Raw genomic sequence first — 26,623 nt, 5'->3', positions numbered from 1 at the left:
AAATTTTTCTAGCTTATTTATTCTGAACTCAAGGGCTAAGCCATGTTAGATACGAATATCAAAAACCAATTAACAAGCCACTTTGCTTCTATTACCAGCCCTGTTGAGCTGCTTATCGCCTTGGATGACAGCAATAAATCAACAGAACTTAAAAACTTAGCAAACGATTTAGCATCGTTAAGCGATAAATTCTCGGTGCGAGATAACCCAAGCCAAGACGTACGTCGTCCGTCTATGGTGGTATCTTCACCTATTAACAATACGCAAATCACATTTGCGGGTGTGCCTATGGGCCACGAATTCACCAGCTTGATCCTTGCACTCCTTCATACAGGTGGTCATCCAAGTAAGGCATCAGAGAGTGAAATTGAACAAATTAAATCATTACCCGGGCCGCTTAACTTTGAAGTTTATATTTCATTAAGTTGTCAAACATGTCCACAAGTAGTGCAAGCACTAAACTTAATGGCAGCACACAATGAAAACATTAAGGCCACTATGATTGATGGCGCTTTGTTCCAAGACGAAGTGAATGAGCGTAATGTTTTAGCAGTGCCGGCTGTATATTTAAATGGTGAGCTATTTAGCCAAGGCGCAGTTAACCTGACCGACATACTAAACAAAGTAGATACTAAAGCAGCAGCACGCCAAGCTGAAGCATTAAGTGCTAAAGAGTTATTTGATGTACTTGTTGTTGGAGGGGGGCCAGCTGGGGCTTCTGCGGCAATCTATTCGGCACGTAAAGGCTTAAACACGGGTGTGGTTGCTGAGCGTTTTGGTGGTCAGGTATCAGATACCTTAGCAATTGAAAACTTTATCTCAGTTAAAGCGACCGAAGGCCCTAAATTAGTTGCTCAACTAGAAGAGCACGTAAAAGAATACGATGTTGATGTTATGCAAAACCAACGTGCAGCATCACTTACTAAGCAAGGTAATTATCAAATCACACTAGAAAATGGCGCGGTTTTGAATGCTAAATCAGTGGTATTAGCAACCGGTGCACGCTGGCGTGAAATGAACGTACCAGGTGAGAAAGAGTATCGCGGTCATGGCGTTGCTTACTGTCCTCACTGTGATGGTCCGTTATTTAAAGGTAAAGCCGTTGCGGTTATCGGTGGTGGTAATTCAGGTATTGAAGCTGCAATCGACCTTGCTAACATTGTTGAGCACGTCACCGTGCTTGAATTTGCTGATACCCTACGTGCTGACGAAGTTCTTATTCGTAAAGCAAATAGCTTAAACAACATTACTATTATCAAAAACGCGCAAACGACAGAAGTTGTTGGCGATGGTAAACGAGTTACAGGCTTAAGCTATGTTGACCGCATCTCTGGTGATAAAAAATCACTTGAGCTTGCAGGTATCTTTGTGCAAATCGGCTTGGTGCCAAACACTGAATGGTTAAAAGATTCAGAGTTATCACTGACTCGCTTTGGCGAAATCGAAATCGATAGCAAAGGTGCAACATCATTACCGGGTGTTTACGCGGCAGGTGATGCAACAACAACGCCGTTTAAGCAAATCATTATTGCAATGGGCAGTGGCGCTACAGCAAGTTTAGGTGCTTTTGATTACTTAATTCGCAACAGCGAAGAGACACAAAGCACCGAAGATGCAGCTTAATTAATGACTCTTGATTAGGCAGCTCACACCCATAGCTGCCGTCTTAAAGCCGCCCTCTCCAAAGGCGGCTTTGTTTTTACTGATACTGCGCTGCAGTAATAAACTCCGAGAAACTTTCACACCAAATAACCACTGTATTGTAATCGCTGACATCAATACCTTGTGGCACAGCTAATTTAAAACCATTGAATGAACGCACCCCTGCAACACGTTGCATTGTGCCTTTTTGTGCTAAAAAATCGGCTTCGTTATCGACAAAGTTGCGTGATAGGTAAAGTTGATAGTCAGGACCAGGAGATAAAGTGCCTTGCATAGAAATAGCATCATTTGTTAGGTACACCATGCCATCACCATAATGCAAGCGGTCTGAACCTTTAAGATTTGGTTTAAACTCAGCACTAAACTGAGCTCGACCTTGATGCTGCTTCAATATGCCAGCCTCAGGAGCAGGTTGCTCAGTTAAAATTGGTAAACTGTAAACCCCAGCCATAAAACCGCAGCGAAAATTGCTGATGCCACGATAATGATGAGCAGTGCTTTTAGCATGATTACTCCTTATTATTTAGCGTTATTCTATGACGTTGCTTTAAAGAAAAATGTTTTTCAACATCACCAAAGTATTGCAAATAAAGTTGATCAAGCTCACCAGATTGCTGTAGCTTTTGCATGCCTTGTTCTAACATGTCTCTAATGTGTTGATTTTCTCTACTTAAATAAAAGTAATATTCACTGGGGTATTGCAACATGATGTTTGGTGCAATGACAAAATTGAACTGTTTTAGTCTATTTAGTTCACTGTCAATTGCTAGTACTGAGCGTGGAAAGTAATCACCAAGCCCTGTTTTGAGGGCTTTGATCATACCTGGATAATCAAGCTCTCCATTAACGGTTAAACCATTATTTTTCAGCACGGTATAATCAGACCAGCTCTGTTTTTGCAGGCCAACCAAGGGAGCTAATTCTGCAAGGGTTTTAATGGAGCTAAACTTTTCTTGGTCTTCGTCGCGGATAATCAGTAAACGCTGGCCATGTAAGCCTTTGTAGAGTGGGATAGTTGTTTTTACTAGAGAGTCAGTTTGCTGGAGAGGCAAAGATAACCAAGCTAGGGTAATTGTTTTATTCTGACTCAGCTGCTCTACAATACGTTTATTATTCATTGGCTTAACGTTGTAAAGCAACACAACATTCGCATCCATTGCAGCAAAGCTTTTGTTGAGAATATCGTGGATATATTGGTTTTTTACCGCTTCGATATAGTTTGGTTTTGCAAGCTGAATAACAATTTGCTCATGCGCAAAGCTTTGTAGACTCCACAGAACAAATGTTAATAGTAATATAAATGCTGCCCTGTTCATTAATGTAAGTCCCTGTTTTTTGAGCGCAGCTCTGCATTATACTTTGAAAACATGCACCTGCTGTTGTAATTTCGAAGCCAATGAAGCCAATTCTTGGCTGGCTTGCGCATTTTGTTGCGAGCTTTCGCTAACCAGTGAAATGCTACTACTAAATTCATTAATATTACAACTTAGTTCGTTGGCAACAGTGGTCTGCTCATCTGTTGCAGTGGATACTTGGTTGTTCATATCGGCAATAAGAGCTATTTCTTGAGTAATTTCAGAGAGTAATTGTGATGAGCGCTCGGCGTATTCAACACTTTGTTTAGCACTTTCGTCGGCATTGCCCATGGCGGTCACTGCTTGCTGCGCCATTGCTTGTAGTTTACTGATCATTTCGTTAATACTGGCTGTGGCTTTTTGCGTGTTGTGTGCAAGCTGCCTAACTTCATCAGCCACTACTGCGAAACCGCGACCTGACTCACCTGCACGGGCAGCTTCAATGGCGGCATTTAACGCAAGTAAGTTCGTTTGTTCTGCAATACCCTGGATCATCATCACCACTTGATTGATATCAGTTGATTGTGTGTTTAACTCATTGATTAGTTTTGTATTCGCATTAACGACATGTGATAAGCGGTTTATTGCATCAATATTTTCCTGCACAGATTGCTGACCCTGTTTGGCTGTTTTATCTGTGTGAGTTGCTTTTTCTGATGTTGATAATGCATTGGCAGCAACTTGCTCAATGGCACTACTCATTTGCGTAATGGCAGTAGCAATCATCGTCGATTGATGTTCTTGCTCTGTGGCTGTGCTGGCTACTTGGTCGCTAATTGAGTTCATTTGTTCAGCCGCAGATGAAAGTGTGAGTGTAGCGCTCGTTACATCATTTACTAAAGTATGAATGCGTTCCATCATGGCATTAAAGTGATGTGCTGCTTGGGCTATTTCGTCATTACCATGGGTTTTGGCGCGCAGACGTAAGTCGGCATTCTCAGAGATAGAACCTATCGTTTCACTCAGAGATAACAATGGGTTATGAATAGAGCGGTATATAATAAAGGCAATAGCCAGCAACAAAATAATTAAAACTGTGATAGATGCTGTCATAGCGATACTGACCTGAGCAAAATCTTTATCTGCGGCGTTTTTAAACTTGTTAGCCTCATTGATTTGTAAGTTTATAAGTCCTTGATAACTTTCACTGAGTGGGTCAAAAACATCATAAAGACTTTTTACGAACACCTTGTTAGGTACTGCTTTAAGTTGGTCACTTTTAACTTGGGTTAAAAACGTGCTGAGTTCGCTTTCGACCACACTGAGGTTCTTTTCAACTATATTTACTAGGCGCTGCTCTTCTGTGGTGAGCTTGGTTCCTAAGTAGCTTTTCCATTTGTTGTCAGCGACTTTTTTTGCATTTTCAACGGCGGCTAGAAAGTCAGTTTTTGAAATTTGCTCAGCGCGGTATTTATGAAATAAATCAACAATGCTAACCGCGTAATTGTCCGATACTGTTTTTATCTGCTCAAGAGGTATGACTCTATCGTCATACAAACTGTCGATGCCTTTTATCAAGTTCGACATAATAGACATTGTAAAAATAGATGTGATCACAAAAACTGTAACCGGTAACAAAGCCAATACGGCTAATCGCGTACGAACGGTATAGTTATTTAACATGAGCGTGCAAATTTTTGTAAGGACTTAGTATTAAAATTAATAGATAAATGGTTTTAAGCAAATTTTTGCAATTATTTTGAAGCTTTTTATCTAGGTAGGTATTTCATCTTTTAAATAGTTATGAAGCGTGCTTAACGCTAGTCAAGTTAACAAAGCCAGTATTTACACTGGCCTTGTTTTGTACCTACTTTTACATTAATGGCCTCGGTTAGGCAATTGTCTAGGCATTTGTCTTTGTGTATTGCGGCGCATTTGTTGGCGCTGCATACCTTGCTGACGTGCTCTATTTGCTTGATTTAATTGCTGCATACGATTTTGCTGTCTGTTTTGCGTATGCTGGCGTTGCTGCAATGTTTGCCTCGCTTTACTTTTATCTATGCTTTGTAATTTATTTTGCACTTGTTGGCGGTCAATGTTTTGTGACCGATCTTTGATTTGTTGCTGTTTATCTCTGGGTAATGTTTGCCATTTACCCTCTACACGTTGTTGCCATTTATCAGCATCATGTTTGAGCACGTTACCCTTTTGATCAGCGAAAACATTATTTGCCTTATCGCGTTGGCTAATAGCAGTTTTTAAATCGCGTTTAACCTGCTGTTTTGAGGCAAGACGAGATTTACTTTGATCGCGCTTATAAATATTAAGTCTTGGCTGTTTATTAAGATGCCCCGGTTTATGGCCGACATTAATTTTGTTGCCTATATTGATGTTGCCATTATTAATAATAACTGGGCCACGGTAACCACCACCATACCAGCCATTACAACAATGATAAGGTCGATAATGGGTTGGCCAACCTACATTCCAATTCATACCTAGATTTAAAAAACCATTGCTCCAACTTAAGCCAAAAGACCAGCCTGTCCAGTTGTTATAGCCAATATTAAAGCCCCAAGTCGGTGGGCGAGGGTAGTAGTAGCCACCGCCCCAGTATGGCGGGTAATACCAACCTGTTCCATACACTGGCACGCCATAATATGGGTATGACCACATGTAACCTGGGTAATAACCGACGTAAACTACTTCAGGGGTTGACTCGTAAATATCAACATATGTCACGTTGTATACAGGAGAACTTGGAGGAATTTTTGCTATGTCGTCTTTTGGAATGCTATCAGCAACAAGCCAAGGCCCTTGTGCGGAGTCTGCCTTAAACCACACCGCATTATCGACAGCATAATATTTGCCTTTAATTTGCAGCACTTGTGCATCGGTATTAATGGCATAAGAAACCTGCGTGCCTGGGATCCGTTCAAACTTAGGCTTGCCATCATAATACACAGTCAAACTGGTGTCTTTACGGCTGATAGCCGCTGTTTGAGGCACTTTAGCATCTAATACAGCCTCGTCAGCTTCTTCAGTACCAGCAACCGAAACTCTGAGGCCACCTAAATCTGATTCAGGTGGAATATTGGCAAAGCTCTCTGGTAACTCATCACCACGTACAAATGTCCATGGGCCTGTTTGCTGTTTAGAGCGATACCAGCGCCCAGATAACAATACGTACATATTGTTAGTTTGCATATCACGCAGCCATGGGGTTTCTGTATTAAACACATACATGAGCTCGCCACCGGTTAGGCTTTTCCATTTAGCTTCGCCATCTGTTGCAATGAGCTCGGTAGGTTTAGTTGCCACAACAATGGCTGGTGGCGCAATAAGACTTGATGTTTCCGTATCTTTAGGGAGCATTTTTACAAGTTCAGCCGGTGGCGACTGAGTATATTCATAAGGCCCTTTGGCTTGTTTTGCTTGATACCAAAATTGCCCATCGGTGAGATAACAAAGTTTGCTTTTGCTATCTTTAATCACTGTCATGGCGGTGTTTAAAGCGCGCTCATATTGGCTGTTTTCAATTTTACTAAACTTAGGTTCACCATCAAAACTAAGTAAAACTGACAACTGCTCTTTGAAAATAATCGCCGGAGGATCGGTTTTTAATTGCGTTAAACTTTGTTCTGCTGCTTCTGCACTTTCCAGGCTGGCGGTGAGTTGCGAAAGAGAGGTTTCGAATTGACTGGCTTTTATTGCTTCATTAACGACAGCAGTAAACTGTTGTTCTCCAGCATCTTTTGATTCAGGCCAGCGTACATCGGTGACAGTCATATTGCGAACGGTGACGGTATCATTTTCGCGGTCAGTTTCTAATTTAGCGGTAAACCAAAATACGCCAAACACAGCGTCATTGCCTGAAACCGAAAATGACATTGCTGCACGGGCTGTTAAAGTATTACCGTTTAGTTTCTCGGGTTGTGGTTGATAAACTATAAGTGTGCCTTGTGATGTTTGCACTTGTTGCGGCCACTCAATAGCTTGGCTATAAAATGAAAATAAGCAGAAAAAAGAGAGTATTAAAACCCTGAGGGCAGTAATAAAAGGTAGGGGGAGTTTCATGGTCAATCCTTGGCTAACATAACTATTTAAAGTATAGCCAATGACATCGAAAACGCTTGAAGATTGTTCCTTTTTTAGTGTATTAGTCTATATAGGGTATTAGGCAACTTGAGTTAAAAAATGTGCACCCGCATTTAAGCCCATTTCATAACCCGCACTGAGTTTTTCAAATGATTTTGTTGTTCGACCAACAGCAAAGTTAGGTGGCGGTGCAATAATATTAATTTTACAATCGCTTGGCGGGTTGGTAATAAAATCAATACTTTGATTGTAATTTTCTGCGCGTCTGAGGGTTGCTTCAGCTAATGCTGGGGTTCTCTTATAAAGACGCTTTACAAGCCAAGGCGCTTTAGCTGGCTTTTTCTTATAGCCAAGAGGTTGAGATAAAATAACGGTGATTTCTTTATTACCCATCTCGTATGCTTTGCGAATTGGAATAGAATCAGCGACGCCGCCATCAGTGAGTTGTAAATTGTCGATAATGGGAAATTCTCGATAAGCAATAGGGAGAGCACATGAGGCTTTTAATTGCTCTTCAAGATGAGCTGCACTAGCTTTTAAGTACTCTGCTTGTCCAGTTTGTATATTGGTTGTAACAATGTAAAACTCACTGGCTTGCTTTTTGAAGGTGTCGAGATCAAGGCGAATATCACGGATGGTTTCTTGCCACAGCCAGTCTAAATCAAACAGGTGGCCACCTTTAATAAAACGAACAAAATCAATAAATTCAGGTCGGCAAGAGTAATCGGTAATCACCGCATGGTTACGTTTGTATTGGGCGCACAAATAGGCGGCAATGTTTGTGGCTCCGGCAGAAACACCATAGCATTGATTAAAAGGTTGGTAATTAGCCTTAATAAAAGCATCCAGAACGCCAGTGGCAAAAATACCGCGCATTGCGCCACCTTCTACAACCAGTGCCTTGTTATTGTTCATTTTCGCAACCTTGCTTGTAACCGTGAGTGCTTCTAACCATAGCAAACACGGTTACAAAACTAAATAGAGTTTCAACTCTAATTAACTGTTTTTACGCATTGCTCTTATACCGCTTCTACCCAAAGTACGCCAACTTGTTTGTCGGTCACTTTTACAGTACTACCCGCAGCAATGGGAGACTGACTTTTTAATTGCCATGTAATACCCGAATACTGATGCGTGGTTAACCCTTTATCATCAACATCAGCGTTCACGATAAAGGTAAGCTCAGCAAAATCGCTATGTATTGGCTTAGTATCGGTTTTATCTTGCATGCGTTTGAGTGGTTTCCAAAGCACTACAGCAAAGCCTAGAGTAAACACTATATTGCTCCAAAGCGCGGTGGTGTAACTCGTATCAAGTAAGCCTATATTCATTAATAAGCCACTGGCAAATAAAGATAAGCCTAAAAACAGTAGTACATAGGTACTCATACCCAGTACAGCAACTTCAACAATTAGCGCGATAACACCTATAATCATTAATGCTTCGGCTAAATGGGTATCTAAAAATGCCATCAGCTCACCTAACTTTGTTGCTTTTTATTCAAAGAGTTAATAATAGACATCCCTTGAGCAACCAATGAGCTTGCATCAGTACCACTTTCAGGAAGTAATACCACAGATGACTCACGAGCAATCGCTTCTTTAGCAGCAATAGCTTTAGTTGCTAAGTCGAGTTGAATTGCTTTTTGACCTTGCTCTGTATCCGCTGCTTCACCTACTTTACGCAGTGCATCTGCTTGCGCTTCAGCAACAGCGATAATCGCTTTTGCTTCACCTTCGGCGCGTAAAATTTGCTCTGCTTTTTCAGCTTCGGCAGCAAGGACTTGCGCTTGCTTTTTACCTTCTGCCACGTTGATGGCAGATTGACGGTCACCTTCAGACTCTAAAATTTGCGCACGTTTTACACGCTCAGCTTTCATTTGTGCTTCCATGGCTTCCATTACAGAGTTTGGTGGCACAATGTCTTTAATTTCGTAACGTAAAACCTGAATTCCCCAAGGCTCAGAAGCTTGGTTAATCGCGGTAACTATGTTGGTGTTTAACATGTCGCGCTCTTCAAAGGTTTTATCGAGTTCCATTTTACCAAGTTCAGAACGCATCGTCGTTTGCGATAGCTGAGTAACCGCAAACACATAGTCATCAACACCATATGTGGCTTTATACGGGTCAAGCACGCGGAAATACAGCACACCGTCGACGATAAGCGAGATATTATCTTTCGTGATAGCAGACTGAGAAGGCACATCTTGCGCTTGTTCTTTTAAGCTGCGATCAGCGGCAATACGGTCGATAAATGGCACAATAAAGTTTAAGCCCGCTTCTTTGGTTGAATGGTATTTACCGAAACGTTCGATTAACCAGGCACGATTTTGCGGCACAAATTTAACGCTACTTTTTAGTAGCACTAAAACAAAAATTAGAAGAAAGACTTCTACATTTAACAAAAGGTCTAAAATGCTAGAAATGGGATCCATGTACTTTCCTTAATACAGTTAATATTATTTTGCCACTCAGATTACCACCACAAAGCAAAGCAGGCTAATGATTTGTAATCGGTACTGGTTTTAGAGTTGCCTCATTTTGTTGAGTACAAACCTACGGCTCGTTTAATCGGTAAGTGTATGTTTTATCATATACATATGCTGATCAGCTTGCGCCACAATTTCATCGGCTGTTTCTTGTGTGCCTAAAAACATGGTGACGCCAACACTGGCAGAGCCTTTGTAGTTAATATCTTGATGAATAAATTTAATTTCGATAGCGGTTTGTAGTTTATCAGCAACGCGATGGGCGTTGTGTTTGGCTGTTTGCTCATCACGACCTAGGCCTTCAAGTAAGACTATAAATTCGTCGCCACCAATGCGGGCTAAACAGTCTTTCTCGCGCACAGTGGCTTTCATTCTATTGGCAATTTCAACAAGATAAGCGTCGCCTGTATTGTGGCCATATTGGTCGTTTAATTTTTTGAATTTATTGAGGTCAATAAATATTACAGCACCATAACTTTGGTCGCGCTTACTCATTTCTAACGCGAGTGATAAGCGAATATAAAAATAGCGGCGATTTAAAAGTTCAGTTAAGGGATCGGTAGAGGCAGCATAGAGGAGTTGTTGTTCATGGTATTTTCGTTCAGTAATGTCAGTTGCAATGCCTAAAATGCCAATTACTTTGTTTGGCTCTGAGTCACAAAAAATAGGGGTTTTTACTTCCCAAAAAATAAACGTGTGCCCACCTGGAAAAGTCAACTCAACTTCTTCTCGTGTTCGCTCTCCGCTGAGTACTCGTTTATCGATTTTTGCGAGTTTTTTGGCATCTGGGCGAGGGAAAAAGTCGGTATCGGTTTTATATTGTAATTCTTGAGCAGAACATGCAAATAAGTCTAGAGTCAGTTTATTTGCATAAACGTAATGTCCGAGTTCATTTTTTATATAAACGTATGCGGGTACGTTATCGAGTGCAAACTTTAACTCAGCAATATGCACAGGTAATTTAGTTGTATTAAATTCGGCCATAATATGTCCCTATATAACAAGCCATAAATTGATAGTGGACGAAAAAATCTTAATAAACAAGACTAACCACAAAGATAAAATTACAACTAATGATTTAGGTATGATTTTGAAAAGTAATTAAAAAAATAATAATGAAGATGGTTGATGAACTTTGTTATTAAGTTTGGTTAGCTATTTTTAAGTATCATTATTTTTTAAACTATTTTAGTGGTCACTTTTGGCTTTTTTACAGATGTTAGTAAGGCTGTTTTTGTATGCTGAGCGCTAAATAAATTACAAACATTGATAAATCGCTCCAGAATTGCCATGGCAGCATTATTGATTATTGTGCTAGCAATTAAAGTAGCGAGGGTGTCATTATGTAAACCAGCCTCCACTTAAAAGTTCATTTGTTTTTTGTCATATAAGCATGATTTTGGCAAAAGCAGCCCTATTATAGCCATGCTATTAATGTGTAGGGTGTTTCCTTACTCATCGTAACCGGGGCTTTTGCTATTTAATAAGCGTAACAAGGCAGGCCAAGCAATTGCTCCACCTAGTCCCTTAGTGGCAATTTCTGTTTGCCCTTTGATACCATCAATAATCGCGCTAGGTATTTGTACGAGTTGCTCGGTATTTTGTGAAGTACGAGTTTGTACAGCGCATGCAGCTTCAAAAACATACATAAACAAAAATGCATCAGCGACCGTTTTACCTACTGTTAATAGGCCATGATTACGTAGCATTAGAAAGTTATTCTTGCCTAGGTCATTCACTAAACGATCTTGCTCAGCAGGGTTAAGGGCTATGCCTTCGTAGTCGTGATAACCCAAACCTGAGTGCACAACAACAGCTTGCTGAGAGATAGGCAATAAGCCGTCTTTGTTTGCAGACACCGCCGTGCCATTGAGTGAGTGGGTGTGAATAACGCAATGGGCATCATCACGCGCCATATGAATACAGCTATGGATATTAAACCCCGCAGGATTAACAGGGTATTCACTGTCATGCAGCTTATTACATTGTTGATCTACCTTGATGAGACTTGATGCCGTAATTTCGTGAAACATCATGCCATATGGATTTATCAAAAATTCGTTGTCTGTGCCGGGAACACGCATTGAAATATGGGTAAAAATTAAATCATCCCAGCCATATAAAGCAACTAGGCGATACGCGGCAGCTAGCTCAACACGAGCTTTCCATTCTTGCTCTGATACAGTGTGTTTTATAGTCATGGTTTTTTCTAAAATGGTACTTTGCGAACAATAATGTCTTTAAACATTACCCAATCACCAATAAAGCTATAAAAAGGGTGGGTAAACGTTGCTGGACGATTTTTCTCAAAGAAGAAATGACCAACCCAAGCAAAGCCATAGCCCACCACCGGGCATAAAATTATCCAGCTATATTGCTGCTGATAAATAGCGGCAAACAAAATTGCCAAAACAAACCAACTGCCAATGAAATGTAAGCGCCGACAGACTTTATTTTTGTGTTCTTGTAAGTAATAAGGGTAAAACTCTTTAAAACTCACGAACTCGCGTTTACTTGCTACAGTGCCCATATTGCTGTCTCCGTTGATAATAACATGTTAACAATAGGCTTTTATTATTTTGTTTACTTGATAATATAGGTCATAAAATTGTTTATTTGGGACGCGAATGAGAACCTTATCAAGTTGGTGGCTACGCGCTATGGCTGAATCGTTTAAATGGCAGGGCTTACCAATCAATGAGTTGTTTGCAGGAGCAAATATTCCTTTAGCAGAATTAAGCAGTCAAACAGCCCGATACCCACAAGCCAGTGTTAGTTCGCTTTGGAAGCAGGCGCAAGCGATGTTACCAAACACTCATTTAGGTCTTTATGTTGGCAGTAACATGAATGTGCGCGCTATTCCGGTGGTTGGTATGGCTATTGTTCAAGCTACACAGTTACTGAGTGCTTTTCGGCTTATATTGCGTTATCAAAAATTAATGGGCGACACACATAATGTGTCACTCATTGATCATGGAAGTGAGTATGAACTTCGCTTTAACTTTAGTGATGGTGAGCGCGATATGTCGCTGCTAAGCTACGAAGCACCGATGGCGTTTTGTTTAAAAATAGCGCGTACTGTAAAGGGAAAAGAGTGGCACCCAACGCGAATTTGCCTAAAGCGTAAAGAGCCACACAGTGAAATTAATGAGCACTTTAACTGCAAAGTTGAATACGGCTCGCATACCCATAGCCTATTTTTTAGTGAAGAAACCGATAGTAAACCTGTGTTATCAGGTCAGATGAAACTGGTGACGCAAACCAATGTAACGCAGGTGCTGAGAATTTTAATCGAAGAGCATTTAATTCAAGGGCAAACCAACAGTAAAGCAATGGCAAAAGCACTTAATATGAGTGAAAAAACGTTGCAACGCCGACTTGCAAAAGAGGGCACTAGTTTTAGTAAAGAACTAGCAAGTTTAAGGCAGCAAAAAAGTGTTTCATTATTAAACGAAACTGATTTGTCAGTAACAGAAATTGCCTTTTTATGTGGCTATTCAGAGATTAGTGCATTTCATCATGCCTTTAATCGCTGGTATGGTATGTCGCCAAAAGTGTACAAGCAAAAAATGGCAATAATAGCTGAATCATAGTTAGTGCTACTTTGATCTAGTTGATGTCTGTCAGGTATTACTTTAATTATTAAATCGGTACAAATTGGTGTTTGTTCCGATAATATTTGAGTTTGATAACTATTTACCAAAAAACAATAATAAAAGCTTAACTAGCAATTGCTTAACACGAATTTGTTAACTAAAATTTCAAATAGGACGCAAGGATGATCTGAAACTAAACCCCCTCATTAAGTATGAGGCTGCTGAATGCGAAACTTATCGCTGCGTACTATTTTTATTAGTTTTGTGTTAATTGCATTGTTTGTTGTCACTGTGGTTAGCGCTTTAATCAATACCAGCCAATTTTCTCGGCTTTATTACCAACAAACAGAAAAGCAATTATTGCCTGACGCTGTGGGTAAAGTGGCTGCGGAAGTTGATGCTCAAATGCGTTACCCCATCTCTGTGTCACAGTCGTTAGCCGAAAATCAAATTTTGCATACTTGGATGACCGAAGGCGAAAAAAGCTCGCCTATTCATCAACGTGTAATGGCGTATTTTGCAGACTTACAAAGAAAAAGCGGTGCCTCATCGGTGTTTTGGGTGAGTAAAAACTCAATGAGTTATTACACGCAAGAAGGCTTTTTTAAGTCTATCTCTAAAAATGAACCAAGAGACAGTTGGTTTTTTGACTTTATCAGTTCAGATAAACGCCAAGCGCTCGCATTAGATGTTAGTGAGCAGGGCGGACACCTCACTTTATACGTGAATACTTTAGTTGAAATAGCTGGGCAACGTCTAGGTGTTGCAGGGCTTGGTTATGATATTTCAGATATTTCTAGCATTGTCACGTCGCGTAAAATTGGCGAGCAAGGTTATTTATTTTTAATTGATGATAGCAAGCGAATTATTGCACACGCAAATGATGCTTATATTGGTAAACAAGTTACCAGTGTGGCTTCATTAAGCACATTACAAGATTTTCTGAGTAGTAAACACACTGGCTTTACACTATCGCAAGTCGAGCTCGCAGACGAAGATGTTTACGCTGGTGTTATGCCGATTGAAGGTACTGGTCTTACTCTTGTGGCGATTCAGCCACGCCAAGAGATATCAAGTGCAATTAATACTGTCGTTTGGATGTCGATTATTGTGAGTGTCGTGCTTGCGGGCATCTTCTTAGTGCTGACGCTTTATTTTGCGAATTGGCTCAGTAAGAAAATACGCAGTGTTGGTGACGAGCTACTTGGTATGGCGGGCCACGGTGGTGACTTAACAAAACGCTTAGATGACAGTGTTGATAATGAGTTAGGGCATCTTGCTAAGGGCTTTAATGCAATTATAGGTAAAGTAGCCGAGTTGGTAGATGAAATCAGTGTCACTGAGCAAGCAATGCGAGAGGGTATTGACGACCTTGCGAACTTTGCCAATAAAACGTTTGTTGCCACTGAAGATCAACGCGCGCAAACAGACCAAGTTGCAACTGCTATTACACAGATGGGACAAACAATTAATGAGGTGTCTGATATTGCTCATCGCACAGCAAGCGACACAGAAGAAGCGGTAAGAGAAACCGTACAAACCAATCAGAGTATGGCTGCCACAGCACAAACTATGAATGAACTAAATGATATTTTGAGTACGGTTGATCAAAGTATCGGTGAATTTGCAAATCAAGCTGCAGAGATCAACTCGGTTGTTGAAGTGATCAATGCGATTTCTGAGCAAACTAATTTATTGGCACTCAATGCTGCAATTGAAGCTGCTCGTGCTGGCGAGCAAGGCCGTGGTTTTGCGGTGGTAGCAGATGAAGTGCGCTCACTTGCGCAGCGCACGCAAACATCAACTTCTGAAATTAGAGAGCAAATTTCGCGCTTACAAAGCTCGTCATTGCAATCACAAGAAGCGATTGCCGAAGGTACGCAAAGTAGCCAAAAAGTCACTGAACTTACGCATGTTGCGGTGTCTGCACTTCAGTCTATACAGCAGAAGTTTGAAATTATCAGTCAAGGTAATCATCAGGTTGCTGCAGCCACAGAAGAGCAAGGTACGGTTGTTGAACATATTAATCAGTCAGCACATGATATTTCAGACAGTGCCATGCAAATCCATAATAATGCAGAACAGCAACAACGCGGTACGCAAAGTTTATTGTCCCGTGCCCAGCACCTTAAAGACTTAGTAAGTCAGTTTAAAGTTTAATTGACTGCTCTTTAAATCAGCCTCGATTAAAAGACGTTAACAACATGTGTTGTTAACGTCTTAATGTTTTTTAGCTTACAAGTGAGTTTTTAGTTTACTTGTTAACTGCTAATTCCTTTCTTTTTACTAACAAATTGCGCAAAAAACTTTCATAGAGAGACTATTAACTAAGTTTTTAGTGCGTTTAAGAGCGCTGCGTATTACAATTGAGACTTTATATCATTACCGCATTTCCAGCTAATAGGTATTTCACTTCTTCATGACAGATATTACAACACACCAAGCATCTAGACGCCGCTTGTTGATTGCTTTAGCTATAACGTGTTCGTTTATGGTTATACAGATTATTGGCGCCTATTATTCAAATTCGCTTGCTGTACTTGCTGATGCTGGGCATTTGTTTGTTCATAACAGTTCTTTATTTATTGCACTTATCGCTTCAAGCATGGCGATTTATTTTGCGAAAAACTTTAACGATGGCTACCTGCGGGCTGAACTTACCGGCGGTTTGATCAATGGTATTTTATATTTAAGTATTAGCTTAATTATTTTGTATGAGGGTGGTGAACGTTACCTTCATCATAACGATGGTCACGATTTACAAATTAATAGTTATTTGATGTCGGTAATTTCTGCTATCGGCTTTCTTTTTCATGGTGCTGCTGCATGGGTTTTATATAAGGGACGTAAAGCTAGTATCAATGTATATGCCGTCTTTTTACACTCATTTTTTGATTTAATTTCAACTGTTTCAACCTTCTTTGCTGGTATTTTAATTTATCTTACTGGGTGGGCTGAAGTCGATATTATATCGAGTATGTTGATTGCGACCTTTGTGTTGTTTACAGGGGCTAAAGTAATTATTCGTTGCATTCAAGGTTTACTTGAAAACAGAAGTAAATTACCAGATGTGGCTGATATTGAGCAAAGCATAGCCTCTATTGAGCACGTTCAGAATGTACACAATGTAACTGTAATGCGCCAAGATAAAGACATCGTTGTTGGGGCTCATGTCGTGCTAAAACAGCATTGTACCGTTGAAAAGCACGATGAAGCGTGTCGCTTAAAAGTAGAAAAGCTATTACTTTCACGCTTTAAAATCAAAAAAAGTGTTCTGCAAATAGAAAGTCATGAGTGCCATTATGTTAATTAAAGTGGCAAAAAGTTTAATTTTCTTTTAATTTAAAGGTATCACTATGAAGTTAGGATACCTTTTTTGCTTCAAAATAAGTCTTCATATTTTAACTTTTTAGCTGCACTACTGCTTGGTTGTATTGCTGGAGTTGTTAATTTACTGCCAATTTGGTTTCTAGATAGCTCAGAATTTATTCTTGGCCAGTTTTTTGTGATCTTAAGCTTACTGCTGCTTGGGTGGCGGTTTGCAATAATCACTTTCATTTTAAGTACAGGGTTTATTTTTTACCGTTGGGGGCATGCGTGGCCTTCCATTGTATTTGCCTTAGAACTGATATGTTTGCAGTTGTTTTGCTTATCAAAATCGCGCCCAGTTTTTTTAAGGGGCATGCTGTTTTGGTTTGTGATTGGTCTGCCGCTACTTTGGAGCTTTGGGCATTTCTTTTTAGGTTTACCAATCCTAACTATTGCCATTGCGCTTGCTAAATACTGTTTAAATGCGGCTATCTACTTATCTGTTATTGATTTATTGAGCTTCTTTTTTAGCCGCTATTCATGGCACAAACACTATTCGTCTTTATACAAAATTCTTAACTATGTTGTGACCTTATTGGTAGTGTTGGTGGTTATTTTAACCTCAATAGTACTAACCAATAACCATTATTCACGTATTGAGTACGAGATAAATGAGCAGTTAAAAGAGAAAGCGAAGGAAATTGCACGGATGATTGATGCTCACCTCGATCATCATAAAAAAGGCTTGGTATTAACGGCTCGAAGTATTGCCAATGGTGTTCCTCGGCAGATTGCGCTTGAAAATATGGCTAACTTGTATCCTGACTTTCGAACGCAGATCATTGCTGATGCACTGGCCAATGTTACTCATTTTTACCCACAATCGTTAGCGATTAGTTTGCAGCAATCAAACATACGCCCCAATGTGGCTGATCGTGACTATTTTATAAATGCACCGAATAATAAACTTGGTTATATCTCAACAATTTTTAAAGGCGGTGGCTTTGGCTCTTTACCGATTGTTGCAGTATCAGCTCCGATTTATATTGAAGACACCTTTACAGGGGTTGTTGAAGGCTCACTGATGTTTGATTATTTTGCAGGCCTCAGACCAAGCCTATTTAGTTACCAGGGGGAGCTATTGATTTTAGATCCCACCAATAAAGTAGTATTTAGCACCCTGGATGATTTTAAAGAGTTACAACAATTAACTGACGATGAGTTAGACTCGTTTGCTGATGAAGCGCGTTTTAAAATGTTTGATGCGGAAGATGAGCAACAGTATTACGCTAGGGAAGCTCGCTCTACTGAACATAATTGGATTGTAATGACCATGCTTAATCGCAAACACGCAAATAATGTTGCTGTGAGTGCATGGGGTCAGTCTTTAGTAATGGTTTTGTTCATTATTTTATTAACTAGTGTGTTTATCACTCAGTTAAGCCGCTGGTTAATTGCTCCAATTGAAAAGCTGGCTGAACAAATCGATAAATTTGAACCTGAACGTGCAATCACTGATACTGACTTACCAGAAACCTGGCTCGAGGTAAGTCGTTTGCAGTCTCAGTTTTCGAGTTTAGCAAACAAGCTTGTGCTTAATTTTAATCGCTTACATCAAGCGAACCATGAAAACGAATTATTAAATAATAAATTGACAGATTTTAATTCTCAGCTCGAGCAGCAGGTTAATGATAAAACAAACGAATTAGTCGAAGCTGTGCGCTTAGCGAATCAGGCTAACCGCACAAAATCTCAGTTTTTAGCAAATATGAGTCACGAAATTCGTACCCCACTAAATGGTATTTTGGGGATGACTCAACTATTGTTAGAAAATCCTAATCTGCCAGAAAGTGAGCGCGATGAGCTGGCAATGATACACCAAAGTGCAAATAACTTACTGTTGATTTTAAACGATATTTTAGATTTCTCTAAAATTGAAGCTGGTGCACTTAAACTTGAAAATCGCGCTGTTGAGGTTAAATCGTTACTTGCTCAGTTAGCTAAAATCTTTAGCACTACCAGCGTTAAGCCAGGGGTTCAATTTAACCTTAGTATTGCGGATGATATCCCTGATTATATCCGTTTAGATCCACTCAGATTTAGCCAAGTCGTCAACAATATCTTGAGTAACGCTGGCAAATTTACTGAGTTAGGTGAAATAAACATGCACTGCCAAATGGCAAATAATGCACTAGAAATAAAAATTCGCGATACAGGTATAGGTATTTCAGCGGATCAGCAAGTAAAATTATTTACTGAATTTACCCAAGCCGATATATCCACCACCCGTAAATATGGAGGTACTGGGTTAGGACTAACCATTAGTAAGCGCATTATTGAGCTTATGGATGGAGAACTCTCTTTAGTGAGTCATGAAGGTGAGGGAAGTGAATTCACTATTGTCGTGCCTGTGACTGAAAGTGGTGCAGAGGAAAAGGCAGAGCAAAGTATAGACAAGCCAATTCTAAGTGGCATTAACGTATTAATTGTTGAAGATAACCCTGTAAATCAAATTGTGCTGCAAAAGATGATGCAGGACACCCTGTGTACTATTAAAAAGGCCAATGATGGTTTAGAGGCGCTTAAAGAGCTTAAAAGCTTTACAGCAGACATTATTTTGATGGACTGCCAAATGCCGCACATGGATGGCTATCAATGTACACACGAAATCAAACAAAACCCTGCGCTTTATGGCGAAGCAATCATTATCGCTATTACGGCGAACGCCTTTGAAGATGATCAGAAACGTTGCCTTATGGCGGGCATGGATGACTTTATCTCTAAACCAATTAACAAAGATGAGCTATACCGATGCCTAAATAAATGGCTTAAAGCGCGTTTAGTCGATCAATAACTGCCTGAATCGTGCTTTCTGCTATTAGGTCATCGGCCAACATGGGTTTGGCAAAATAATAACCTTGTAAATCTTCGCAGCCCATTTCGGTTAAGAAGCTGATTTGCTCACTGGTCTCAACCCCTTCAGCTATACAATATAAACCTAAATTTGATGACAGCGCATGAATGGTTTTAATAATTGATTCATTACTCTTATCTTGGCCGATATTGCGCACAAAGCTTTGATCAATTTTGATCACATCAATCGGGAATTGGCTAAGGTATGTCAGTGACGAGTAACCTGTACCAAAGTCATCAAGTAATAGTTTGAAACCAGCATTTTTAAGTTTTTGCAGTTGCTTTGAGGCTTTCTCTTTATCTTCTAAAAGCGTGTTTTCTGTAATTTCAAGGCGCAGCTGAACAGGTTTAACCATATGATTATTTAAAATCAGTAGTAAGCGTTCAGTTAAGTTCGATTTTAAAATATGCGTTGGCGACAGATTTAATGATAAATAAAACTGTGGGTTAGCACGAAGCATTGGTAGCAGCTCTGTTAGTGCTCTATCAAGTGCTTGCTCAGTCAGCGCATCAATTAAGCCAATCTCCTCGGCAATAGGGATAAACTCGGCGGGTGATACAAAACCTTGTTCGTTCTTCCAGCGCATTAAAAGCTCTACACCGTTTATTTTTTTAGTTTTGGCATTAACGATAGGTTGATAATTATTAAATAACTCATCATCTTTAAAGGCATCTTTTAAGGCATTTTCAAGTAATAGCTTTTTGGTTAGCTGGTTATTCATTTGCTCCGTGAAATATTTAAAATTGTTCCGGCCAGATTGTTTTGCGTGCATCATGGCTATATCAGAATTTTTAATTAAATCATCTGCAGTTTTTGCATCAAATGGGTAAAGAGCCACACCAACACTTGCAGAAATATTAATTGAAAAATCGTCGATAATGACTTTGCTTGCTAGCTCGTCAGTTAACTTTTTAACCAGCTCACTGAGAGTTTGTGGCGAATGTAAGTCTTTAATAAGGACTAAGAATTCATCACCACTTTGGCGGCCTATAACCGCGTTTTCGGGTAAGATCAGGCTTACTCTTTGTGTTATATCACACAGTAATTGGTCGCCTACAGCATGACCGAATGAGTCATTAACCGGTTTGAATTTATCTAAATCTATAAACAGCAATGCTGCGAGTTTATTGTGCTTTTTAGCGTTACTTATGCATTGACTAATTTTTGAATGCATCAGAGTTCGATTTGGCAGCCCTGTGAGTGGGTCATAATTCGCTAAATAGCGTAAATCGTCTTCAGCGCGTTTTTGCTCTGTTAAGTCAGAAATAACAATCACATAATAGCTAATTGTGTGGTTTTCTTTGGCCACGGCAGTAACACTTATATGAACGGGATGTGCTGGGCTTTTTAGAGTGCGAATAACAGCTTCTGTTTTCCAGTTCTGTTTTGGTTTAAGTGTTTTTAATACGTTGATATATTCAATATATTTGCTTCGACCAATTGCAGCAATAAAGTCGCTGCTAGTTAGCTCTGCAATATTGTTTGGCGTAGCGAATGCTTCACCAAAGCTGGCATTAGCAGAAAATGGTTTAAGTTGATTGTCTAAAATTAATAACCAGTCATTTATTTGTCCGAACGCTTCTCCGAGCACACTCGCCTGCTGTGCATTAGCGCGCTGTTCAGTAATATTGGTATAGATACCGGTAATTTTTAGAGGACGATTAGTTTCATCAGTTGCAACAATGCGGCCAATATCTTCGTACCAAAGCCAACCCCCATTTTTATGTTTTAACCGGTAAGTAATGTTCCATTGTTCATTATTAGTTTGTTTACAAAAGATTTGCCACTGGTTAGTAACATAATTGTGATCATGTGGGTGAACTAACTTTATAAATTCTTTAAGGTTTATACCATCTTTGTACTCATCATAACCAAGTTCAGCAGAAAAACGTGTCGTTCTTAAAAATTGTTCTGCAAGGTTTATTTCCCAAACGCCACTTTTGGTGCTACTCAAGGCAAGTTCAGTTTGCTGCTGTGATTTTACGACTTCTGCGTGAGCGCGTCCTATCATTTGTTGACGAGCACGATATTGCCAAAAGATGAAAAATAAAATAACTAAGACGATAATAACATAGCTTGTAACGGCAATAGGAGATGACCAAGGTGCATGTGCAACATTAAACCTTAGTTGTCTAGTTGAAGATATTGCATCGTTTAATTCTGTTGACGATGTTACCGATAAAACATAATCACCTGGTGGCAATTTAGTAAAGAAAACTTCGTTGGTCGTTAGCTTGTTGTATTCAAGTGACGTTGGTCCATCAAGGGTCACTTTATACGATGTTTTATCTTTATTAATAGTATCAAAATTAGAAAAGGTAACAGCCAAGCCCATATCTTCAGAAGTGATCTGAAGAGGCGTGTTTATATATTTGTAGGGGTGGTAGTTGAGCTCACGCGATAGTAACGACACATTGGTGATTTCGGTATTTATATTGCCAGCCTCAACAGGGGATGATAAAAAGTCCTCCGGTGAAAGTAAAAGTACGCCACGTGTTGTGCCAAATGCAAGTTGTCCATTATGTAATGTAGTGTCGGAATCAATGTTAAATTCATTTACGGTTAAACCATCACGAATAAAATAACTGTCAAGTTCTAAAGAGCTTAAATCAAGTCGGTAAAGGCCATTTTGTGTACCCAGCCATAAAAAGCCAAAACGATCTATTTGCAATCCAAAAACAGATTTAGCTTTCAACCCTGATTGCATATTAATGCGATGTTTAACCTCATAAGTTTTAGAATCAATGCCGATAAGCCCTTCATCTGATGAACCAAGCCAAAGAGTGTTATTATAATCTATCACCCAGTCATCAATAGTATAGAACGCTAATGGGTTATAGTTTTCTGTTTGGTATATAAGTGTCAACTTTTCAGTCTGCTCATTGTAGCGATACAACTTGCCCGACATACTGAGTACATACTCGTCGGGGTAATCGGGAAGTGGCTTTAAAAAACCATGAGCATTAACTATGTCGACTTGTTCTTTTAATCCTTTAATTGTGACAAGTTCACCTGTTTTTCCGTTATATTTATAAAAGTTTTGTTCATCCAAAAATGCAAATTGATCATTGCCCATTGCACTAAAGCCCCAGTTAGGGCCGTATTCTATAAGGTGTATGGTTTCTGCATTGCCTTTTAAGGGCGCTAATTTGCCAGTTTGTTTATCAAAAAGTACAAGGCCAATATATTTCATTAGCCATAAATAGCGGTCACTATCGTCAATATTTGCTTCAGCAATACCATAAATACCGTGTTGGCCGTGAAATGCTTTCTCATCGTTGCTCACTAAGAATGGTGTAATCTTTTTAGTTGGCTGGTTGTACTTCATTAGGCCATTATCAGTGCCAATCCAAATCGTATTTTTTTGATCTTGTAATACCGTCCAGATATTATTATTGAAGCTAACTTGGTTGTTTTTTAATTCAATATGCTTGAAACGCCTTGCCAGTGTTGACCATGTAAATACCCCTTGAGAGCGCGATGCAAGCCAAAGCAGCCCAGTTTTATCAACCATCACATCTTGGATTGTATTGTCAGTCATTAAGTACTTACTCTGTTCAAAGTTTAAGATGAACTCAATAGACATAGTTTCGCGATTAAATTCGAACAAGCCTTTTTCAGTGACGATATACTCACCGAACGAGCTAACAGAATAGTCCCAAATATTTAAGTTAGGGATTAATAGTTTTACCTTATCAAACGTCAAACGATTGGCCTTTAGTGGGATATTGAACATTCCCTCTACTGTGCCTACAAGTAAGCCGAGCTCAGTATCGACCTTTAAAAATTTAACGTTTTTATTATCTTCTGTGGTATGTGTTTTATCTGTCAGTGGAATATGCGAGATATGTTCATCAGCAAGATTTTTTGAAAAAAGCCCATCCGAAGTGCCTATATATAAAAAGTTGTCGTGTAAGGTGAGAGCTCGCACGATATGCTCTTCCTTATTGATTGAAAATTCATGCAAAAACTTTTTAGATAGTTTGTTGTATGAATAAACATGCTGAGCAATTGCGAAGTAAAAAAAATTGTCATCTTCAGTAACAGCTAAAATGGGCGAGAAGAAAACATCTTCTGGATCGAGTTTGCCAGAGTAAATTTTTTCAACTTTCAGGGTTTTAGGATCAATAAAAAAAGCACCTGAGAATTCGGTACTGACAAAAATGTTTCCGTCTTCAGTTTTGTGCATTGCGGTAATTTGCCGCTGATCAAGAATGAACTCTCCAGCAAAAGGCGATACCTGATAACCATCGTATCGATTTAACCCTTGGTAGGTGCCTATCCAAATGAAGCCTAAATCATCTTGTATAATTTTAGTTACACTGCCTTGTGTAAGGCCTTCATCAGTCGAAATTCGCTGCATTTGCAAAGCGTAATTTTGCGCAAACACAGTTGAAGTTAGCGTGAAGAAAAGCAGACTGAGAATCAAAAGAAAAAGTTTAGGCACTGACTGATTAACCCTAAATTATTATTTACGCATAATTTTTAACAAAATATAGCACAATTATGACCGTAAATAACGGTTCTGAAAAGTTAAATTAGTAATAAGGTCTACTTGGTATTGAAATTAAAACCTATGCTATAACTAGTTCAATTGTTATTTATCAGAGAAAGTGATGCGCCATTCATTTATAAGTCAAAAAAATCATGCTTTGTTATTGATTATTGACCTACAAGCAGGGCTTGAGCCGGTTATAAACGATTTTAATCAAGCTGTTAATTACACAGAAAAGTTGATTAAAGCAGCTAAGGCATTAGATATTCCCTATTTATTTACCGAACAAAATCCAACCAAGTTAGGTAAAAGTAGTGAACAGCTTTTACCCTTTATAAATGACAACAATTGCTATCACAAAATACATTTTAGCGCATGCCAAGAAGCGCAATTTAACAATCAATTGGCTGGCTTTAACCGTAAACAAGTGGTGGTAACGGGTACGGAGTCACATGTTTGTGTACTGCAAACTTGTTTAGACTTAATTGCCAATGGTTATCAAGTGTTTGTAGTGGAAGATGCCATCGCATCACGTAATGAAAAACATAAAGAGCTGGCGATTAAGCAACTATTGGCAGCAGGTGCTATTATTACATGTACAGAAAGTGTGATATTTCAATGGCTAGAAAAAGCAGGGACAGATCAATTTAGAGCACTATTGCAATTAATAAAGTGAACCATGATTCGCATCAAACCGTATTGGCTCGATTAATTGTGTTTTTGTAAATTATCTAATAATTAAGGCTTTATCTATGACGAGCGTGCGCCGCCTTTTTACTTATTTGTTCCTTCTCTTATTTATTGAGTCTTTGGTTTTAGGCTTCATCTATTCGACTTTGATAACGGGTGTGGTAACCGGTTTATTACTGCTGTCTTTACCGCTTTGGATGCTCCATAAATACCCAACGAGCAAATTAACAGCCCATGTTGTTGCTGCCGGTTGCATGATGTTTTCGTTTTTACACATCCAACAAAGCTACGGCCTCATTGAAGTTCACTTTGAAATTTTTATTTTAATGGCCGTATTGATCATGTTTGTTGAATGGCGAGTGTTCATTACAGCACTTACTTTTGTGGCCGTTCACCATTTGAGCTTTTACTTTTTACAGATAAACGAAGTCGGTTTATACGTTTTTGACCCAGACAGATTGTATTTTAGCACCGTACTTATTCATGCCGTATATGCCATTGTTGAAGCAATTGTAGCGGGTTACATTGCTAAAACCCTCCATCTTGAACGCAGTTCAGGCTTATCGTTAAGTACAACGACAGAGCAGATAATGGCCGACGAAAACAGCATTAATATTAGTTTAAGAGCGGATGATAGACATAGTGAAGCTGTGGCGGGTTTTAACCGCTTACTGGGTTTTGTATCCACTGTGATAGGTGATGTTCAAAGTCAAAGTAGTGTTTTAAAAAATCAGTCTAAACAATTACTTGAAGTACATGACGAATTACATGAGCAAGCTGTTAAGCGTGAGCAGTTATCGACGGATATAGCGCAGTCGGGTGAACGAGTTTCTGAAGGCTTTGCTCATGTTGAACATGAAAGTAATGAGCTGCAAACACAGTTTGAGCAGCTCCATTTAAGTGCAACAGAAGCACTAAATGAAGTAGCGAATACAGACAGTAAAACAGCTGAACTTGCCAATAACCTTCAAGAAGCAGACCAAAACATTAGCCAACTTGTAAGTGCATGTTCGCATATCTCTGAATTACTTAATGAGATTTCGTCAATTGCTGAGCAAACGAATTTACTTGCGCTAAACGCCGCAATTGAAGCTGCTCGAGCTGGTGAGCAAGGCCGTGGCTTTGCGGTTGTTGCTGATGAAGTAAGAAATTTGGCAACACGAAGTAAAAATACTACAGATAAAATAACCAATACACTCGAAAGCTTGATGCAAAATAGCGCATCATCAACCAAGTCGATGCAAGGTAGTGTCGCACTTATCGAACAGTTATCAGCAATTAGCTCACAGATGAAGCTGCAAATTACAGAGATGACAGAGCAGGTTAATGTTGCCGCAAGTAGTTCACAATCGGTTGCACATGTAGTGCAAAATCAAGCGGTGAATACACGTGCCATTGCCGAGAATTCACAAGCCTTAATTGCTAACCAAGCCAACGACAACCTGATGATTGAAAAACTCACCGATCGCGTCCAGTTAATTGATGTAAGTATCGATGTGCTGGAGCAAGGTATTGCTAAATTCAAATAGTAAATGGGTAATAGTGGCAACCCTGGTTTGGGTTGCCTCTGTGGCATTGGCCTTGGTGTTTGCTTACTCTCAACAAGCTAGCACCTTTGATCCAGATAAAAAGCTAGCCACAGCCAACTGGCTACCTGCTTTTCAACAAAGAATGGGGCTTGGCATCACCAATACAGATACCTTGTACATTATTGATGAAAATACCTGTGTATGCTCAACGCGTTCACAACCGCACATAACAAGCCTTAGCAGCTATGCAGCAGAACAAGGTGTTAAAGTAATAAAACTTAAACCAACGTCTGCGGTTGCTGAAATTTTACCCGCTCAACCTGCCGCAGTACTTGTTTCAGAAAATCAACAGCTTGTATATGCAGGGCCATTATCAAAAGGACTCGCGTGTTCAAGTCAGAATGGCTTTGTTGAGTTAGTAATCGCAAACTTACGAGCAGGTTTTAATAGTCGGTTTATTAATTCAGATGCTGAGGGGTGTTATTGTAAAATTAATTGAGCTAGAAAGGTAAGTTAAAGAGGCCAAGTATTTTGGCCTCTGACTCTA

Annotated in this window: 19 protein-coding genes; 8 read left to right on the top strand and 11 right to left on the bottom strand. The window is 39.5% G+C overall.

Going from position 1 to position 26,623, the window contains the following annotated elements; genetic code table 11:
• Positions 1-42 precede the first annotated feature (42 nt).
• A complete protein-coding gene (ahpF, locus tag J8Z25_RS17845; RefSeq protein WP_250662248.1) occupies positions 43-1,623 on the top strand; it encodes an alkyl hydroperoxide reductase subunit F in 1,581 nt (526 codons plus the stop codon).
• 76 nt (positions 1,624-1,699) lie between these two features.
• On the opposite strand, the gene J8Z25_RS17840 is transcribed toward ahpF, so the two are convergent.
• The 10 genes from J8Z25_RS17840 to J8Z25_RS17795 all read right to left on the bottom strand — a co-directional run bounded on the left by J8Z25_RS17840 (position 1,700) and on the right by J8Z25_RS17795 (position 12,073).
• Positions 1,700-2,113, bottom strand: a complete 414-nt coding sequence (locus J8Z25_RS17840) for a DM13 domain-containing protein (protein WP_250662247.1) — start codon at positions 2,111-2,113, stop codon at positions 1,700-1,702.
• A 58-nt stretch (positions 2,114-2,171) separates the two neighbouring features.
• The gene (locus tag J8Z25_RS17835) at positions 2,172-2,978 is read right to left on the bottom strand and encodes a substrate-binding periplasmic protein (RefSeq protein ID WP_130052758.1); all 807 of its coding nucleotides are present in this window, start codon (positions 2,976-2,978) and stop codon (positions 2,172-2,174) included.
• A 36-nt stretch (positions 2,979-3,014) separates the two neighbouring features.
• Positions 3,015-4,640, bottom strand: a complete 1,626-nt coding sequence (locus tag J8Z25_RS17830) for a methyl-accepting chemotaxis protein (protein ID WP_250662246.1) — start codon at positions 4,638-4,640, stop codon at positions 3,015-3,017.
• 195 nt (positions 4,641-4,835) lie between these two features.
• Positions 4,836-7,034: a carbohydrate-binding family V/XII gene (locus tag J8Z25_RS17825; protein ID WP_250662245.1), complete on the bottom strand. Its 2,199-nt coding sequence runs from the start codon at positions 7,032-7,034 to the stop codon at positions 4,836-4,838.
• Positions 7,035-7,133: 99 nt separating this feature from the next.
• Entirely contained in the window at positions 7,134-7,970 is an 837-nt protein-coding gene (locus tag J8Z25_RS17820; RefSeq protein ID WP_250662244.1) for a patatin-like phospholipase family protein, read from the bottom strand.
• Positions 7,971-8,074: 104 nt separating this feature from the next.
• Positions 8,075-8,527 carry an NfeD family protein gene (locus J8Z25_RS17815; protein ID WP_130052754.1) on the bottom strand — a complete coding sequence of 151 codons (453 nt, stop codon included), beginning with the start codon at positions 8,525-8,527 and terminating at the stop codon, positions 8,075-8,077.
• An 8-nt stretch (positions 8,528-8,535) separates the two neighbouring features.
• Positions 8,536-9,489, bottom strand: a complete 954-nt coding sequence (locus J8Z25_RS17810) for an SPFH domain-containing protein (RefSeq protein ID WP_130052753.1) — start codon at positions 9,487-9,489, stop codon at positions 8,536-8,538.
• Positions 9,490-9,621: 132 nt separating this feature from the next.
• Positions 9,622-10,527, bottom strand: coding sequence for a sensor domain-containing diguanylate cyclase (locus J8Z25_RS17805; protein WP_250662243.1), 906 nt, complete (start codon positions 10,525-10,527; stop codon positions 9,622-9,624).
• Positions 10,528-10,994: 467 nt separating this feature from the next.
• Positions 10,995-11,744, bottom strand: a complete 750-nt coding sequence (locus J8Z25_RS17800) for a class II aldolase/adducin family protein (protein WP_250662242.1) — start codon at positions 11,742-11,744, stop codon at positions 10,995-10,997.
• Positions 11,745-11,752: 8 nt separating this feature from the next.
• Positions 11,753-12,073 (bottom strand): Mpo1-like protein, encoded by a 321-nt coding sequence (locus J8Z25_RS17795; RefSeq protein WP_250662241.1) that lies wholly within the window; start codon positions 12,071-12,073, stop codon positions 11,753-11,755.
• 97 nt (positions 12,074-12,170) lie between these two features.
• Between J8Z25_RS17795 and J8Z25_RS17790 the strand changes: the two genes are divergently transcribed.
• From J8Z25_RS17790 to J8Z25_RS17775, 4 genes are all read left to right on the top strand, one after another.
• Positions 12,171-13,136 (top strand): AraC family transcriptional regulator, encoded by a 966-nt coding sequence (locus J8Z25_RS17790; RefSeq protein WP_250662240.1) that lies wholly within the window; start codon positions 12,171-12,173, stop codon positions 13,134-13,136.
• Positions 13,137-13,364: 228 nt separating this feature from the next.
• Positions 13,365-15,299, top strand: coding sequence for a methyl-accepting chemotaxis protein (locus J8Z25_RS17785; RefSeq protein WP_130052748.1), 1,935 nt, complete (start codon positions 13,365-13,367; stop codon positions 15,297-15,299).
• A 259-nt stretch (positions 15,300-15,558) separates the two neighbouring features.
• The gene (locus J8Z25_RS17780) at positions 15,559-16,452 is read left to right on the top strand and encodes a cation diffusion facilitator family transporter (RefSeq protein ID WP_250662239.1); all 894 of its coding nucleotides are present in this window, start codon (positions 15,559-15,561) and stop codon (positions 16,450-16,452) included.
• Positions 16,453-16,821: 369 nt separating this feature from the next.
• Positions 16,822-19,302 carry a response regulator gene (locus J8Z25_RS17775; RefSeq protein ID WP_250662238.1) on the top strand — a complete coding sequence of 827 codons (2,481 nt, stop codon included), beginning with the start codon at positions 16,822-16,824 and terminating at the stop codon, positions 19,300-19,302.
• On the opposite strand, the gene J8Z25_RS17770 is transcribed toward J8Z25_RS17775, so the two are convergent.
• Entirely contained in the window at positions 19,277-23,725 is a 4,449-nt protein-coding gene (locus tag J8Z25_RS17770; RefSeq protein ID WP_250662237.1) for an EAL domain-containing protein, read from the bottom strand. The genes J8Z25_RS17775 and J8Z25_RS17770 overlap by 26 nt on opposite strands.
• 253 nt (positions 23,726-23,978) lie before the next feature.
• On the opposite strand from J8Z25_RS17770, the gene J8Z25_RS17765 reads away from it, so the two are divergent.
• From J8Z25_RS17765 to J8Z25_RS17755, 3 genes are all read left to right on the top strand, one after another.
• Entirely contained in the window at positions 23,979-24,533 is a 555-nt protein-coding gene (locus J8Z25_RS17765; protein WP_175580343.1) for an isochorismatase family protein, read from the top strand.
• 76 nt (positions 24,534-24,609) lie between these two features.
• Positions 24,610-26,076, top strand: coding sequence for a methyl-accepting chemotaxis protein (locus tag J8Z25_RS17760; RefSeq protein WP_250662236.1), 1,467 nt, complete (start codon positions 24,610-24,612; stop codon positions 26,074-26,076).
• 13 nt (positions 26,077-26,089) lie between these two features.
• Positions 26,090-26,575 (top strand): DUF6436 domain-containing protein, encoded by a 486-nt coding sequence (locus J8Z25_RS17755; RefSeq protein WP_130052742.1) that lies wholly within the window; start codon positions 26,090-26,092, stop codon positions 26,573-26,575.
• Positions 26,576-26,623 lie beyond the last annotated feature (48 nt).

This window comes from Pseudoalteromonas sp. SCSIO 43101 (assembly GCF_023650775.1).
Taxonomy (GTDB): Bacteria; Pseudomonadota; Gammaproteobacteria; order Enterobacterales; family Alteromonadaceae; genus Pseudoalteromonas; species Pseudoalteromonas apostichopi.
Note: the sequence above shows the minus strand (reverse complement) of the source record. Positions and strands in the feature narration are given on the sequence as shown.